This window comes from Rhodovibrio salinarum DSM 9154, from assembly GCF_000515255.1.
GTDB classification, from domain to species: Bacteria; Pseudomonadota; Alphaproteobacteria; order Kiloniellales; family Rhodovibrionaceae; genus Rhodovibrio; species Rhodovibrio salinarum.
The window spans coordinates 1,845,616-1,860,505 of the sequence record NZ_KI911559.1 but is presented as its reverse complement, the minus strand read 5'-3'; the positions used below and the strand labels follow the sequence as shown (position 1 = coordinate 1,860,505).

General features: G+C 65.0%; 12 protein-coding genes. 1 reads left to right on the top strand and 11 read right to left on the bottom strand.

What is annotated here, in order from left to right:
- Positions 1-98: 98 nt before the first annotated feature.
- The 7 genes from fdh3B to RHOSA_RS24145 all read right to left on the bottom strand — a co-directional run bounded on the left by fdh3B (position 99) and on the right by RHOSA_RS24145 (position 8,506).
- A complete protein-coding gene (gene fdh3B / locus RHOSA_RS0108630; protein ID WP_027288356.1) occupies positions 99-692 on the bottom strand; it encodes a formate dehydrogenase FDH3 subunit beta in 594 nt (197 codons plus the stop codon).
- 53 nt (positions 693-745) lie between these two features.
- Positions 746-3,622 carry a formate dehydrogenase subunit alpha gene (locus tag RHOSA_RS0108625; RefSeq protein ID WP_027288355.1) on the bottom strand — a complete coding sequence of 959 codons (2,877 nt, stop codon included), beginning with the start codon at positions 3,620-3,622 and terminating at the stop codon, positions 746-748.
- 123 nt (positions 3,623-3,745) lie between these two features.
- The gene (locus RHOSA_RS0108620; protein ID WP_027288354.1) at positions 3,746-3,997 is read right to left on the bottom strand and encodes a hypothetical protein; all 252 of its coding nucleotides are present in this window, start codon (positions 3,995-3,997) and stop codon (positions 3,746-3,748) included.
- A gap of 115 nt (positions 3,998-4,112) precedes the next feature.
- Positions 4,113-4,721, bottom strand: coding sequence for a TorD/DmsD family molecular chaperone (locus RHOSA_RS0108615; RefSeq protein ID WP_027288353.1), 609 nt, complete (start codon positions 4,719-4,721; stop codon positions 4,113-4,115).
- Positions 4,722-5,225: 504 nt separating this feature from the next.
- Complete coding sequence (locus RHOSA_RS21400) at positions 5,226-5,876, bottom strand: DUF3306 domain-containing protein (RefSeq protein ID WP_051431963.1); 651 nt, start codon at positions 5,874-5,876, stop codon at positions 5,226-5,228.
- Positions 5,877-5,909: 33 nt separating this feature from the next.
- Positions 5,910-6,521, bottom strand: a complete 612-nt coding sequence (locus tag RHOSA_RS21395) for a DUF3305 domain-containing protein (protein ID WP_081728591.1) — start codon at positions 6,519-6,521, stop codon at positions 5,910-5,912.
- Between the two features lie 74 nt (positions 6,522-6,595).
- The gene (locus RHOSA_RS24145; protein ID WP_051431962.1) at positions 6,596-8,506 is read right to left on the bottom strand and encodes a CHASE domain-containing protein; all 1,911 of its coding nucleotides are present in this window, start codon (positions 8,504-8,506) and stop codon (positions 6,596-6,598) included.
- A 163-nt stretch (positions 8,507-8,669) separates the two neighbouring features.
- On the opposite strand from RHOSA_RS24145, the gene RHOSA_RS0108595 reads away from it, so the two are divergent.
- The gene (locus RHOSA_RS0108595) at positions 8,670-9,398 is read left to right on the top strand and encodes an SDR family NAD(P)-dependent oxidoreductase (protein WP_027288352.1); all 729 of its coding nucleotides are present in this window, start codon (positions 8,670-8,672) and stop codon (positions 9,396-9,398) included.
- 39 nt (positions 9,399-9,437) lie between these two features.
- On the opposite strand, the gene RHOSA_RS0108590 is transcribed toward RHOSA_RS0108595, so the two are convergent.
- The 4 genes from RHOSA_RS0108590 to gor all read right to left on the bottom strand — a co-directional run bounded on the left by RHOSA_RS0108590 (position 9,438) and on the right by gor (position 14,797).
- Complete coding sequence (locus RHOSA_RS0108590; protein ID WP_242468838.1) at positions 9,438-10,232, bottom strand: DUF2189 domain-containing protein; 795 nt, start codon at positions 10,230-10,232, stop codon at positions 9,438-9,440.
- A 284-nt stretch (positions 10,233-10,516) separates the two neighbouring features.
- A complete protein-coding gene (locus tag RHOSA_RS0108585; protein ID WP_215904999.1) occupies positions 10,517-11,755 on the bottom strand; it encodes a nicotinate phosphoribosyltransferase in 1,239 nt (412 codons plus the stop codon).
- Positions 11,756-11,872: 117 nt separating this feature from the next.
- A complete protein-coding gene (locus RHOSA_RS0108580; RefSeq protein ID WP_027288349.1) occupies positions 11,873-13,261 on the bottom strand; it encodes a class II 3-deoxy-7-phosphoheptulonate synthase in 1,389 nt (462 codons plus the stop codon).
- 120 nt (positions 13,262-13,381) lie between these two features.
- Positions 13,382-14,797, bottom strand: coding sequence for a glutathione-disulfide reductase (gene gor, locus RHOSA_RS0108575; protein ID WP_027288348.1), 1,416 nt, complete (start codon positions 14,795-14,797; stop codon positions 13,382-13,384).
- Positions 14,798-14,890 lie beyond the last annotated feature (93 nt).

Genomic DNA, 14,890 nt, shown 5'->3' with positions numbered 1-14,890 from the left:
CAACGCCATAGCACCGACGCCCACCCGCAGGACGGCCCCGCTGGCCCGAGCCAGCGGGGCGTATCCAGACCATGGCGGGCGCCCAACACCTTCCCGGTCTAGCCAGCCTTCTGCTCGTAGGCCGTGCCCCAGCCCCAGGCGCCGGAGCCGAAGCCGCGCGCGACCACACGCTCGCGGTAGATGTCGGCGACCGTGTCGCCGTCGCCGGCGAGCAGCGCCTTGGTCGAGCACATCTCCGCGCACAGCGGCAGCTTGCCCTCGGCCAAGCGGTTAGAGCCGTATTTGGCGAACTCGTCGGCGGAGTTGTCCTCCTCCGGGCCGCCAGCGCAGAAGGTGCACTTGTCCATCTTGCCGCGCGAGCCGAAGTTGCCCGCCTGCGGGTACTGCGGGGCGCCGAAGGGGCAGGCGTAGAAGCAGTAGCCACAGCCGATGCACAGGTCCTTCGACCAGAGCACCACGCCCTCTTCGGTCATGTAGAAGCAGTCTACCGGACAGACGGCCATGCACGGCGCATCCGAACAGTGCATGCAGGCCACCGAGATCGAGCGTTCGCCCGGCTTGCCGTCGTTGATGGTGACGACGCGCCGGCGGTTCACGCCCCAGGGCACCTCGTTCTCGTTCTTGCAGGCGGTGACACAGGCGTTGCACTCGATGCAGCGCTCGGCGTCGCAAAGGAATTTCATGCGTGCCATTGATCTCTACTCCCTAGGTCCGCTGTCGGCCGCGTGCGGTGACAACCGGCGCGTTACGCCGGCGCCACGCGGCACAGCGTGGCCTTGGTTTCCTGCATGTTGGTGACCGAGTCGTAGCCGTAGGTCTGCGCCGTGTTGGACGCCTCGCCCAGGACGTACGGATCGGTGCCCTTGGGGTACTTGTCGCGCAGGCTCTCGCCCTGCCACCAGCCGCCGAAGTGGAACGGCATGAACACCACGCCACGGCCCACGCGTTCGGTGACCATGGCCTTGACCTTGATCTTCGAGCCTTCGGGCGAGTGCACCCAGACCATCGCCCCGTCGCGCACGCCGAGGTTGTTGGCGTCGAACGCGGTGATCTCGATGAACATGTCCTGCTGCAGTTCGGCAAGCCACGGGTTGGAGCGGGTTTCCTCGCCGCCGCCCTCGTACTCGACCAGCCGTCCGGAGGTCAGGATCAACGGGAAATCCTGCGAGTAGTCCTGCGCCTGGATCGACTTGTACATGATCGGCAGACGGTACATCCGCCGGTCCTCGTAGGTCGGGTAGTCGGCTACCAGGTCGCGCCGCGCGGTGTACAGCGGCTCGCGGTGGGCCGGCACCGGGTCCGGGAAGTTCCAGACCACGCAGCGCGCCTTGGCGTTGCCGAACGGTGCGCAGCCGTGCTTGATCGCGACGCGCTGGATGCCGCCCGACAGGTCGGTCTTCCAGTTGGTCTTGTCGCCCGCGATGTTCTCGATCGTGCTGCGCTCGTCCTCGGTCAGATCCTTGTCCCAGCCGAGCTTCTTGAGCATCGCCATCGTGAACTCGGGATAGCCGTCCTGAATCTCCGAGCCGACCGGATAGGAGCCCTCGGCGAGCAGGTTCTGCCCGTCGCGCTCCACGCCGAAGCGGGCGCGGAAGCACAGGCCGCCCTCGGCCACCGGCTTGGAGGTGTCGTACAGGTTGGGCGTGCCGGGGTGCTTCATCTCCGGCGTGCCCCAGGCCGGCCAGGGCATGCCGTAGTAGTCGCCGTCCGCCGGGCCGCCGACGGCCTTCAGCGTGGTCTTATCGAAGGTGTGCTGGTTGGCCATGTGGAGTTTCATGCGCTCCGGCGACTGGCCGGTGTAGCCGATCGTCCACATGCCGCGGTTGAACTCGCGGGTCAGGTCCTCGATGACCGGCTGCTTGTTCTCAACCTTGATGTGCTTGAACAGCTGATCGGCTATGCCGACCTTCTCGGCGATCCGGTACAGGATCTCCTGGTCGGGCTTGCTCTCGAAGATCGGCTCGACGACCTGCTGGCGCCACTGGATCGAGCGGTTCGACGCGGTGACCGAGCCGTAGGTCTCGAACTGCGTGCAGGCGGGCAGCAGATACGTGCCCTCGGTGCGGTCCTGCATCACCGCGGTCATCGTCGGATAGGGGTCGATGACGACCAGCATATCCAGCTTTTCCATCGCCTTCTTCATGTCGGGAAGGCGGGTCTGGCTGTTCGGCGCGTGCCCGTCGAAGATCATCGCGCGCAGCGGATTGGGCTGCTCGATGTTCTCGGCATCCTCCAGGGCTAGGTCGAACCAGCGCGAGACCGGCACGCCCGGCGATTCCATCATCTCCTTGTTATGGAACCGGCCCTGCAGATAGTCGTAATCGACGTCCCAGACGCGCGACCAGTGCTTCCACGCCCCCTCCGACAGGCCGTAGTAGCCAGGCAAGGTGTGGCACAGCACACCCAGGTCGGTGGCGCCCTGCACGTTGTCGTGGCCGCGGAAGATGTTGGTGCCGCCGCCAGACTTGCCGATCACGCCCAACGCCAGCCCCAGGATGCAGTAGGCGCGGGTGTTGTTGTTGCCGTTGGTGTGCTGCGTGCCGCCCATGCACCAGATGATCGTGAACGGCCGGTTGTTCGCCAGCGTGCGCGCGACGCGCTCGAGCTGGCTGCCGGGCACGCCGGTAACGCGCTCCACCTCTTCCGGGGTCCACTGCGCGACCTCGTCGCGAATCTGGTCCATGCCCCAGACACGCTGGCGGATGTAGGTCTTGTCTTCCCAGCCGTTCTGGAAGACGTGCCACAGGAGACCCCAGACCAACGCGACGTCGGTCCCCGGACGCAGCCGGACGTACTCGTCGGCGTGCGCGGCCGTGCGCGTGAAGCGCGGGTCGCAGACGATCAGCGGCGCGTTGTTCTGTTCCTTGGCCTTGAGCAGATGCTGCATCGACACCGGGTGGGCCTCGGCCGGATTGCCGCCGATCAGGAAGATCGCCGCCGAGTTATGGATGTCGTTGTAGCTGTTGGTCATCGCGCCGTAGCCCCAGGTATTGGCTACGCCCGCGACCGTGGTCGAGTGGCAGATGCGCGCCTGGTGGTCGACGTTGTTGGTGCCCCAGAAGGCGGCGAACTTGCGGAACAGATAGGACTGCTCGTTGTTGTGCTTCGCCGAGCCCAGCCAGTAGACCGAGTCCGGCCCGCTCTCCTCACGGATCTGCAGCAGCTTGTCGCCGATCTCGTCGATCGCCTGCTCCCAGGAGAGCTTTTTCCACTTGCCGCCTTCCATCTTGATCGGAGTCTTCAGGCGGCGCTCGCCGTGCGCGTGCTCGCGGACCGACGCGCCCTTGGCGCAGTGCGTGCCCAGGTTAAACGGGCTGTCCCAGCCGGGCTCCTGCCCGACCCAGACGCCGTTCTGCACCTCAGCCATCACCGTGCAACCGACCGAGCAGTGACTGCAGACCGACTTCTTGATCTGGATCTTGGCCTTCGGGTCCACGCCGGACTGCGCCTGCGCCTTCTTCACCATCCCGAAGTCCATGGTGGAGGCGACAGCCACACCGCCGGCGGTCAGGCCCGAGCGCTTCAGAAAGGCGCGGCGGTCCATCGCCCCGCCGGTGAAACCGACGGCCGCCTTGGACAGGCGGGAGCTGCGGGTCGTGCCGCTGGATTTCTTGGTGAGCATCGCTCGACTCCTCAACTTGCGATCTGCTGGCAGACCCTTGGCCAGATGGCTCGGCGCGGGGGCTGCAATCCCGGTTCGGGGCTCAGGCCCTGCTGACGCCGGAGACTTAGTCGGCCAAGCGCCCTAGAACCGCGCCAACTGGTAATAGCGACGGACGTGGTCGGTTTCCTGATAGCCGGCCTGCGTCTTGCCTTGGCCGCCAGCTTTCTCCGGCTGTGCGGCTTGCGCTTCGTCACTGCCGCCACGGCCGAAATAGACCGCCGCCGCCCCGGCCGCGCCGAGGCCAAGGCCGGCCGAACGCACGAATTTCCGCCGCGCGGCGTCAGGCTGATCGGCTTGGGCATCCGCCCCGGTCTTGTGCTGCTTCCTGCTCATCGTGCTCTCCTCTCTTGCCAGCGTCCGGACCGGACGGGCGGTTCCCGTGGGCGCTATGGGCGCGGGCATCGGCAAGTCGTGCGCTCCTGCGCGACACAGCCGACGGACCGCCGCGTTAAGCGGCCATCTCGAAGGCCTCGCTCTCGACCTCCATGAACAGCCGGCCAATACTTCCCACCGGCATGTAAAAAGCGGCGCCTGCGGCCGCTTCCAGGTCTTCGAAGAAACGCGGAGCCCAGCACCCGATGTGCTGCTGAAAGAAGCGCCGTTGCTGGCTCAAATCCGCCGCATCGCCGAACGCCCCCGTGATCAGGCCGGCCATGATCTCGCACAGCGCAGCGATGTGGTCCTCGCTCTCGTGCACGCCGTCGGCGCGCGCGATACCAAGCTCGGCCATGTCGGCCCGCAACCGGGCAAGCGGCTTTTCGTTCAGGAAACCGGTCAGGTAATAGGAGCCATAGGGGACCAGCTCACTCTCGCCGACCCCGATGAACAGGTTGAAGTGCTCGTCCGCAATCTGATCCGGGGTAGCGCGCTGGGCCTGATGCGCGAGCGCGCGCATAGCCTCGCCAAACGGGCTGTCGTCACCCTGCAAGCCAGCCACCTGCTGCAACAGGTCCGCCTGGGGCGCGCGCGCAAGCAACTGCGCCAACAAGATATACACGTTGGCGCGCAGCTGGTCTTCTTCTGCCAGACTGCCGGAATCGGGCGGGCCGTCGGACACGGCACTTACCTCCTCATAGCACCTGATCTGGCTGGTGAGGGAGGCGTCTCAGCCACTTCTCAATCGTCTGCGGGCGCACCTCGTGCCGTCGCCAGCAGGCAATAGGGAAGCGCGCCATCCTGCCCAACCAGGGCGCCCTTCGTGTGCAAACTCATTCCAGCCGGTTATGGTTTTAGGTGAGGCTACGCCCCGAATCCGGCTTGGTGCGTCCGCTTGTCGCAGACCTTGTTTTGAACGTCTCTAGAACACATTAGCCCGTCTGTCACCCAAGGTGTCAACAAAATCTGATGCTGCATCCGCGAAGGTTTCGCACGGCCAAGTGCAAGCGGCAGAAATTCCGACTTCCAAGGTCCAGATTCATATACTTAAGAAAGGGTAACTTACCCTAAATCATGTCAGGAACCATTATACTTGGTATTCAGATCGATCCGGTCATCTGGGATCGAGTCCCTACATACAACTAGCGAGATGTGTAGAACGACGCATGATACACGGCAGGGATATCTAACTCCCCCATCGCCGCTGCGCCGCCGCACCCTTCACCCGACTCTGCCCGTCTGATCTCGGCCGATAGCGTTCCCGCGGGGATGGGGCCCCCTCCCCGGCCATCGAAACGCTGTCTTCCTCTGAGGGCGCGGTGTCCGCCTCTGCCGAAAGCGCGTCCGAGGGCTCGTTTGCGGTCTCCGCAGACGTCGCTTCCTCGGCAAGTTCCTCACCAGGGGCGGCAGAGGCGGCCGCTTCGGCTTCCCGCTCCTCCTTGGTCACCATACCGCGACCGGCCTGGAAAGCGGTCTTGAGGTTCTCCACCACCGTCGCCGCGTCGGTGTAGTCCAGGTCATAGTCGTTCAGACCATCCAGGTTGGCGAACACCGGATTGGAGCTCCAAAGGCGACGCAGGGCGCGCTGACGCAGCTCGTCCGGCACGCCGTCCTGTAGGAACTGCGCATAATCGTCCTCTGGACCCAGCTGTTCCGGCTCGGGCAGGCTATCGATCCATTCCTGACGTGCGGCTTCGGTCTCGGTACGCTCCGTTGCGCTCGGGACCGGCTCCGCCGGGGTTTCGGGCGCCCCCGGCTTGGCCGCCGGTGCCTGGGCGGCGCGCTGCTTACGGCGCGCCCAACGGGTCAGGAACCCTTCATCACGACTGTCCGCCATAGCCGACCTCCTCACCTCTCGCACCCGCACCAGTCATCCGCTTCCGGGGGCCTTACCAGATCCCCGTCTGCTGCCAGTCGTCGGCTCGAAGCCGTGGCCCCCGCCCTGCTTGTCCGGGTGAGGGGTGCGCTTGCGTTTATGGAACGGCCGGTCGACATGATGGCGGTCCACATAGTCCTTCATCCAGGCCGCGATAACATCGGGCATCACCACCGGATCGACCAGGTCGTCGCCGGTGTCCAGATAGATCTGCGCTTCCATCGGATCGGCGGTGACGTGGAACGGTAGCACCTCGTGCGGACATTCGCCTTCCGTCTCACGGCGCAGCACGACCCAAAGCCGCGGGGGATGCTGCGAAAGGTTCAGCTTGTACCCCTCGGTCTCCTTCCGGAACAGGCTGAGATCCAGCGTACCGGCATGGAATTGCGCGACCGCACCGTCATCGACCAGGCCGCGCCAGTCGCCCTTGGGATCCAGCGCCGGTGCCTTGGGGATCACGGAGACCGCGTGCCAGCTGTAGTCAAGCCAGGGATGATCGCTCGCCCGACGCTCCACCACCACGCCGACCGGCATGATTTCCTGCCCGATATAGCTCGCCACGACGCCGTGCGCCTCCTTTTCATCGATCACGAGGGGCTCGCCCATCGACCCCATTGTCGACACGCTGCCATATCGTATGGGGATTGGAGTCGGAAGACCAAGTTTGGCGAACGGTCGGTTCACCCCGTGGCCAGATGCGCAGTGTCCCGCGTCTCCCGGATCGTCCGGTCCGACGGGAAATGCACGCTTATGGATGTGCCCTGCCCTAGGACACTGTCGGTCAGTAAGCGCGCGCCGTGCGCCCGGGCCAGCCGGTCGACGATCGTCAGCCCCAAGCCGCTGCCCTCGGTCGCGCGCGAATGCTGGTCGGCGACCTGATAGAATGGTTCGGTGATCTTGGCTTGATGATCGGCCGGAATGCCGGGCCCCTGATCGATCACCCGCAACCGGATACCGCCGTCGTCGTCATAGTCCGCAACCAGCCGTACCAGCGCACCGGGCGGCGAGAACTTGACCGCGTTACTCGCCAGGTTGAGCAGGATCTGGTCGATCGAATCCGCGTCCGCGCGCAGCATCGGCTTGTCGGGGGGAACCTCCACATGGACCTTGGCCCGCTCGGCGGCAGGACCAGCGCCATGGCTCATGTGGGTGACCAACTGACGGCAACGATACAGCGCGGCGGCGACGTCGACTGGTTGGTCCTGAAGCTCACGCCCTCCCGCTTCGATCCGCGACAGATCCAGCAACTGATTGACCTGGGAAAGCAGCCGCCCGCCAGCGGCGTGGATGTCATCCACGTATTCGCGATTCTTGGCGCTGCCCAACGCCCCGAACACTTCCGACTGCAACATCTCGGAAAAGCCGATGATTGCGTTCAGTGGGGTGCGCAGTTCGTGGCTCACGCTGGCAAGGAACTGTGACTTGGCGTGGATTGCCGCATTCATCTCTTCCAGTCGGTGGCGCAGCTCGGCGTTGACGCCCCGTAATTCCGCCGCTCGGACGGCCACCTGGGCACGCAGCCGCCGACGTTCGCTCGTCAGGCGCTGGATGAGCAAAGCCAGCAGCAGGCTCAACGCCGAGCCGCCCAGAAAAGTGCCGTAGGTCAGCGCTTCCTGAACAGGTGTGTGGAAGGCCTCCTCGCCGTTAAAGCTGAGCACCCAGCGCCGACCTGCGAACGTGATCTCGCTGGTATGCTCCGGGGCGCCCTCGGCCTTTGCGGTGGCGTCGAACAACGCCAACGGTTGCGCGGGCGGGCGCTGCGCCTCGGGCACGTCGAGTGGACCGGCGTCATACACGCTCAGGCCCGTGCGCCGAAACAGATCGGCGGCCGGAGCGCCGGACACCATCGCATCGACGCTGACGCCCGAGGTTATGAACCCGATGAACTGCGGTACGCTCGCAGCCCCGGTTTCCGCAAGGCTGGCGAGCCGGATCACCGGCATCACGAGCACCTGGCTGACACGGCTTTGCCCGGCGTCCTGCGATAGCACCACCGGTGCCGTCGCCTGAAGTCGACCGGTGGCAAGCGCCTGCCAAGCCGCCGCCCGCCGGTCGGGATCGCTCCAGATGTCATACCCAAACACCTGACTGTTACCGAGCTGCGGTTCGACCAAGATCGCGGGGAAGCGGACCTTCTGCTCCGTCTCGGGCCAGACCTCGAACGCCGGGTACGATAGCTCCGCGCGAGTCGGATCGCTCACAAGTTGGCGGCGCAACGCCGTTTCATCTGCCGGACGCATGCGGCGGTTAAAGGCGAGCGCACGCACCCCGGGGAAGCGTTCGACCAGATCCAGGCTATCGACGTAATTGTGAAAGGCGCCGGCCGTGACCGTGCTATCGGTTGCCAGGAAGGCGGCCGTGCCGCGCAGGAGCTGTTCCAGCCGGTCGGCCTGTAGACTGAGCAGCGCCGTGACACGCTCGGTTTCCAGCTGGAATTCGGCGGCAGCGCGCTGGTTGGCGCGGGTGTCGAGTTCACGGGCGAGCAACGTGGCCGAGGCGATCCCGATCACCACCACGACCGCCGGCAACCCGCGTGTGATCCAGTCCACCAAGCCGCTTAGGCCGATCAAGCCCTGCCCCGCCGCGTGCATAATTTCACGCCCGTCTCTCGTATAGGATTCAGTCGAAAGTGTAACCCGCCGTTCACTTAAAGAGGACTTAAGGTCGTGAATCTGCGGTGAGTCGGTCGTCATGGACGTGCCGCACCCACTGGCTTGCGTGGACACGCAATCGAAAAGCCCTAGCTACTCCTGCATGATAGCGCAGTTTCCCAACCTCTCCAGCTTTCCCGACGACGGCATTGCAGTTGTGATCGGGGCGAGCGGCGGGATCGGCCATGCCAGCGTCGACGCGCTCAGGGCCAGCGGCCGTTTCAAGATCGTGCACGCGCTTTCCCGGCGCAGTAACCCGCCAATCGACATTACCGATGAGACAAGCATCCAGGCCGCCGTCGAATGGGTGCAGGCCGACGACCTGCCAATCCGTCTGGTGCTGGACTGCACCGGCTTCCTGCACGATCGCGACCACGGCGGCCCGGAGAAGAGCTACCGACGGCTCGACCCCGCGCATATGGCCCACGCCTTCGCGGTCAACGCGATCGGGCCGGCGATGATGATGAAGCACATCCTGCCGCTGTTACCCCGGACCGGCAAAGCCGCCTTCGCGACCCTATCGGCCAAGGTCGGGTCGATTACTGATAACCATTTCGGCGGTTGGTATTCCTACCGCGCTTCCAAAGCGGCGTTGAATCAGTTGGTGCGCACCGCCGCGATCGAGCTGTCGCGCCGACAGGGGGAGACGCTGTGCGTGGCGATCCACCCGGGAACGACGGACACCGCCTTGTCCGAGCCTTTCAGCAAGACCGGCCTAACCGTACGGTCTTCGGCAGAGACAGCGACACGCCTTCTCAACGTGATCGATCGATTGGAAAGCGCGGACAGCGGGGGCTTTTTCAACCACGATGGTACCCCGCTGCCCTGGTGAGCCGTGGTGGCATCGCAGACCGATCTGCGGGTAGAGCGCTTAGAAGCTGACCAGCTTGCGGTAGACGTGCCAAGTGGCGTGCCCCAGCACCGGCAGGGTGATGGCCAAGCCAACGAACAGCGGCAGCGACCCCAGGACCAGCCCGGCAACCACGATCAGTCCCCAGGTGATCGCCGGCACCGGGTTCCCGACCACCGCGCGCAGCGATGTCTTCACGGCCGTGGCCACGTCGACGTGCTGGTCGATAATCATCGGAAAGGAGATCCAGCTGATCACCAGCACGACGAAGGCGAACAGCGCCCCCACCAAATTACCGATGATCATCATGGTCCAGCCTTCGGCGGTGGTGAAGACCACACCTAGGAAGCCGGTCACCGATGGTGGCGCAGCCCCCAGCGTCGCCGCAAAGATCAGCCAAGCGACAGCAAGCCAAAGGACGAAGACGACCGCCAGGATCGCGCCAAGACCGATGATGCTTTTGAGTGCGGGCGATTGCAGGACCTTGAAGGCGTCGTACCAGGACGGCTGCTCGCCCTTCTCGCGCCGGCGGCTCAATTCGTACAGGCCGATCGCCGCTACCGGTCCCAGCAAGGCGAAGCCAGCTGCCAGCGGGAACAGGATCGGCAGGATCTCGTATCCGAAAGTGAGCCGACTGAGCACCAGCGCTACGATGGGATAGATCGCCACCAGGAAGACCACATGGGTGGGCTTCTGGAAGAAGTCGTGCGCCCCCTTGTCCAGCGCGTCGCGCAGATCGTCACGGGTAATCTGACGAACGAACACACGCTGGTGCTCGCGGGCATCTTCAAGCGGCATGGTCGCTTCACGCGCCATCGTGCTTTCCTCCCCGTTCTGCGTCGGTGCCTGGTCGTTGTCGTTTCTGCCTGAGCGTGCCGTTGGCACCGGAATCGCCAAGCTGGCTTCGGCCGGTCACGATATTGCCGTCTGAGGTGTTTTCCCAGCCGCGGTTCGACTCAGTACCGTAAAAAACACGGCATCGCGCCGAGCGTTTCCATTCCAAATCATACCGGAGATTGGTTCGGCTGTCATGCCACTGGCGTACACGACTTCGTGCGTTGAACCCGGCAGTCCACGCCCGCTTAGAGCGAGCCCAAAGGTTATTTCCGCAGCAGGAACTCGCGACCCAGCTTGACGCTCGGCTTGCCATCGTATTCGACGACGTCGGCGGTGGCGTAGGTCTCGGTCCACTTTTCCGGCAGATAACTCCCCGTGCCGATCACGTCGATCGGGGCATTGGCGGCGGCCATGACCCGGCACTTGGCCGGGCCGAACCCCGAAGACGCGACGATCTTCACTTGGCTAAAGCCGTGCTGGTCCAGCACCTCACGCATCCGCCAGATCGCCGCCGCACTGGTGCCCGCACCGACCAGATAGCGCAACTCATCTTCCGTGCGGTAGCCACGGATGCACTGCGGACAGTTCCGCTCAAGCACCGCGTAGGAGGTGGCGGGGTCCATGCCCTCCATGAATCGGCTGCCGGCGACGTCGATACGGATCGAAATCTCGCCGGCCTTTGCTTTCTCCGGGAAGCGGCGGCAGACGTCGAGCGTGTCCGTGATCTCCCGGCCATAGTAATCGACCAAGACGACCAGCGGCTCCTTCGGAAAGGCGCCGACGAACAATTCGGCCGCACGCACGGTCGAGCCGGCGTAGCCGATAAAGGCATGGGGCATGGTTCCCTTGCCGGCCGCCTGCCCGAAATAATGCGCGGTCGCGTCGGTGGCGTTGGCGACGAAACCGGTCGCCCCGACTTCCCGGTGGGCCCGTTCGGAGCCGACGTGGGCGGCATAGGCCATCAGATCGGCCATCTCCGTACCCGCGCAGTGGCGCGCGTCCATCGCCAGGAAGGCAACCTGCGGCAGGTCGGAGCACATCGTATAGGCGTTGTAAGCCGCCACGCACGGCGGCCCCAGCTTGCCCAACAGGATCGTCTCCAGATCGACCAGATGGCTGAGCGGGCCGGTCAGGTAGAGAATAGGCTCGCCCGCGCCGACCCAGGTACCTTCCGGATGGCGCACGTCGAGCTCGACTTCGAACCCTCGGCGTTCAGCCACATCGTGCAGCCAGTCAAGCGCCAGCCGCGGCGCGGAGATTACGGGCCGGCGCATGAACACGGCGTACGTCACCTCACAGTCGCCGAAGTGCTGCACCGCCTCCTTCGTGCGCTTGAAGTAAACGTCGGTCCAGTCGGCGATGCCCTGGTCGTCCTTCGGCCAGCCGCGCGCCGGGCTGCGCGCCACGTCAACCGTTTGCGATCCGGTGCCTGCCGGCGTATCCGGCTCGTCCGTGCGCCCATCGCGCGGGCCGTTTCCCGGCATGCCTGCGTCCTCGGCCACGCAGCTATCCCCCAAACTTCAAGATCGCTGCCCGCTTCTGCCACGGCGCAGCGCCGGTCCCAATACGGTAAGCACCTGCCGAACGGCTTGTCCGTGGCCGTCCAGCAGCCGCCCGACCTAGGAGGCCGCGGCCAGGCCGCCGCCGTTCTTGGCTTCCCGGTCGGCCTTCAACTCCTGCGCGGTCAGGAAGGCAAGCTCGAGCGCCTGATTGGCGTTCAAACGCGGGTCGCAATAGGTGTTGTAGCGATCACCCAGCCGATCCTCGCTGATCGCCTGCGCGCCGCCGATGCACTCGGTAACGTCCTGACCGGTCATCTCGAAATGGACGCCGCCGGCGTAAGAGCCTTCTGCCCGGTGGACGGCGAAGAAGGACTTCACCTCCGACAGGATCTTGTCGAACGGGCGGGTCTTGAAGCCGCTACCGGCCTTGAGCGTATTGCCGTGCATCGGGTCGCACGACCAGACCACGCTGTGGCCGGATTTCTGCACCGCCCGGACCAACTGGGGCAAACGCTCCTGAACCTTATCCGCCCCCATACGGCTGATCAGGGTGATCCGTCCCGGCTCGTTCCGTGGGTTCAGCTTGTCCAGGAGCTTGAGCAGCTCATCCGGCTCCATGCTCGGCCCACACTTCAAGCCGATCGGGTTGTTGATTCCGCGCATGAATTCGACATGCGCCTCGTCGAGGTCACGGGTACGGTCGCCGATCCAGACCATGTGCGCCGAGCAGTCGTACCAATCGCCCGACAAGCTATCGACGCGCGTGAACGCCTGCTCGTAGTTCAGCAGCAACGCCTCATGCGAGGTGTAGAAGTCGGTCTCCTGCATCTGCGGCACCTTATCGCTGGTGATGCCGCAAGCGCGCATGAAAGCAAGGCTCTCGTCGATCCGCTGGGCCAGTTCGTCGTAACGCTCGCCCTGCGGGCTGCCGGAGACGAACTGCAGGTTCCAGCGGTGCACCTGGTTCAGGTCGGCCAAGCCACCCTGGGCGAAAGCACGCAGCAGGTTCAGGGTCGCCGCCGCCTGGTTGTAGGCGCGCAGCAGACGATCCGGATCGGGACTGCGCGCAGCTTCGTCGAACTCGATCGCGTTGACGATGTCGCCCCGGTAAGCCGGCAACTCGACGTTGCCCTGCGTTTCGGTATCCGACGAGCGCGGCTTGGCGAACTGTCCGGCCATGCGGCCCACCTTCACCACCGGACAAGCGGCGCCAAAGGTCAGCACGACGGCCATCTGCAGCAGCACCTTGAAGGTGTCGCGGATGTTGTTGCCGTTAAACTCCGCGAAGCTCTCCGCACAGTCGCCGCCTTGCAACAGGAAGGCCTTGCCGTTGGCGACCTCGGCCAACTGGTCCTTCAGTTGCCGCGCCTCGCCGGCGAACACCAACGGCGGAAAGCCGGACAGCAGTTGCTCCACCTCGCTCAGCCGCTGGCTGTCGGGATAGGTGGGCACCTGCCGCACGGGCTTCTGGCGCCAGCTGTCGGGGCTCCAGGTGTGCTGCGTCATCGCTCTACCGGTCCGTCATTTCTTAACTGTTGGTCATGCTGGCGCGAGAAAACTCCACAGCGGTGCGGTTTGTAAAGCCCGCGGGGCCAAGAGCGGCCGAATAAAACGCTGGCTCGCAACCTATTCCGCCGCCTGCTTCTCGACCGTGCGCGCCGGCTCGCGCATAGTGACGAACTCCTCCGCGCTGGTCGGGTGGATGCCTACGGTGGCGTCGAAGTCTTCCTTGGTGGCGCCGCACTTCACCGCGACCGCCATGCCCTGGACGATTTCGGGCGCATCCACGCCCACCATATGCACCCCCAGAACGGCGCGCGTGTCGGCATCGACCACCAGCTTCATCATGGTTTTCTCGTCCCGGCCGGAGAGCGTGTACTTCATGGCACGGAAGCTCGCCTGATAGATTTCCAACCGGCGGCCCTGCGCCGCGGCTTCCGCTTCGCTCAGCCCGACCTTGCCGACCGGCGGCTGACTGAACACGGCGGCCGGCACGTTATTGTGGTCCATTTCACGCGGACGTTGCTTGTAGAGCGTGTCCACAAGTGCCATCGCCTCCTCGATGGCGACCGGGGTCAGATTGACCCGGTCGGTCACGTCGCCCAAGGCATAGACATTCTCGACGTTCGTGCGGGAATAGCCATCCACCAATACCGCGCCGCCGTGGCCGAGCTTGACGCCCGCACGCTCCAGGCCCAGGCCGGTGGTGTTCGGCCGCCGGCCAGTGGCGAACATCACCAGATCGGTGTCGAAGCCGCTGCCGTCCCTGAGCGTGACGCGGTAGCGGCCATCGTTGGTCTCGGTGATCCGGGCGGGATCGCTATGGGTGCGCAGGTCGACCCCTTTCTTGACGATCTCATGCGCCACCGTCGCGCGGACGTCATCATCGAAACCGCGCAGGATCTGCTCGCCGCGGTAAAGCTGCGTTACCTTGGCGCCCAGCCCGTTGAAGATGCCGGCGAACTCGACCGCGATGTAGCCACCGCCCACGATCGTGACGTGGCTCGGAAGCTGTTCCAGGTGAAAGGCCTCGTTGCTGGTGATGCCGTGCTCGTGGCCAGGAATGTCCGGAATCACCGGGTGGCCGCCAACCGCGATCAACAGCGTTTCCGCGGTGACGCTCCCGCGCTCGCCGCCCTCGATGTCGAACAGGCTGACCGTGTGGGCGTCGATCACCCGGGCCTGGGCGCGCACCGCTTCCACACCGGCGTTGTCCAGCAGCTTCTGGTAGATGCCCTCCAGCCGATCGATCTCGCGGTCCTTGTTGGCGATCAGCGTAGGCCAATCGAACTCCCCCGCCGGGATCGACCAGCCATAGCCATGCGCGTCCGCGATTTCCTCGCTCACATGCGCGGCGTAGGACAGCAGCTTCTTGGGCACGCAGCCACGGATCACGCAGGTGCCGCCGAAGCGGCTCATTTCCGCCAGGCCCACGCGCTTGCCCTGCATCGCCGCCATCCGCGCGGCCCGCACCCCGCCGGACCCGCCGCCGATGACAAAGAGGTCGTAGTCATATGCTGGGTTGGCGGCGGAAGCAGCCATGCGTCGGTCTCCTCAAACGGACGGCGATTGCGCGGAAAAACCGGGCCGCAGGGCGGGCGCCTTCGGCCGGGTCGCTGACCCTAACCCTGCGCC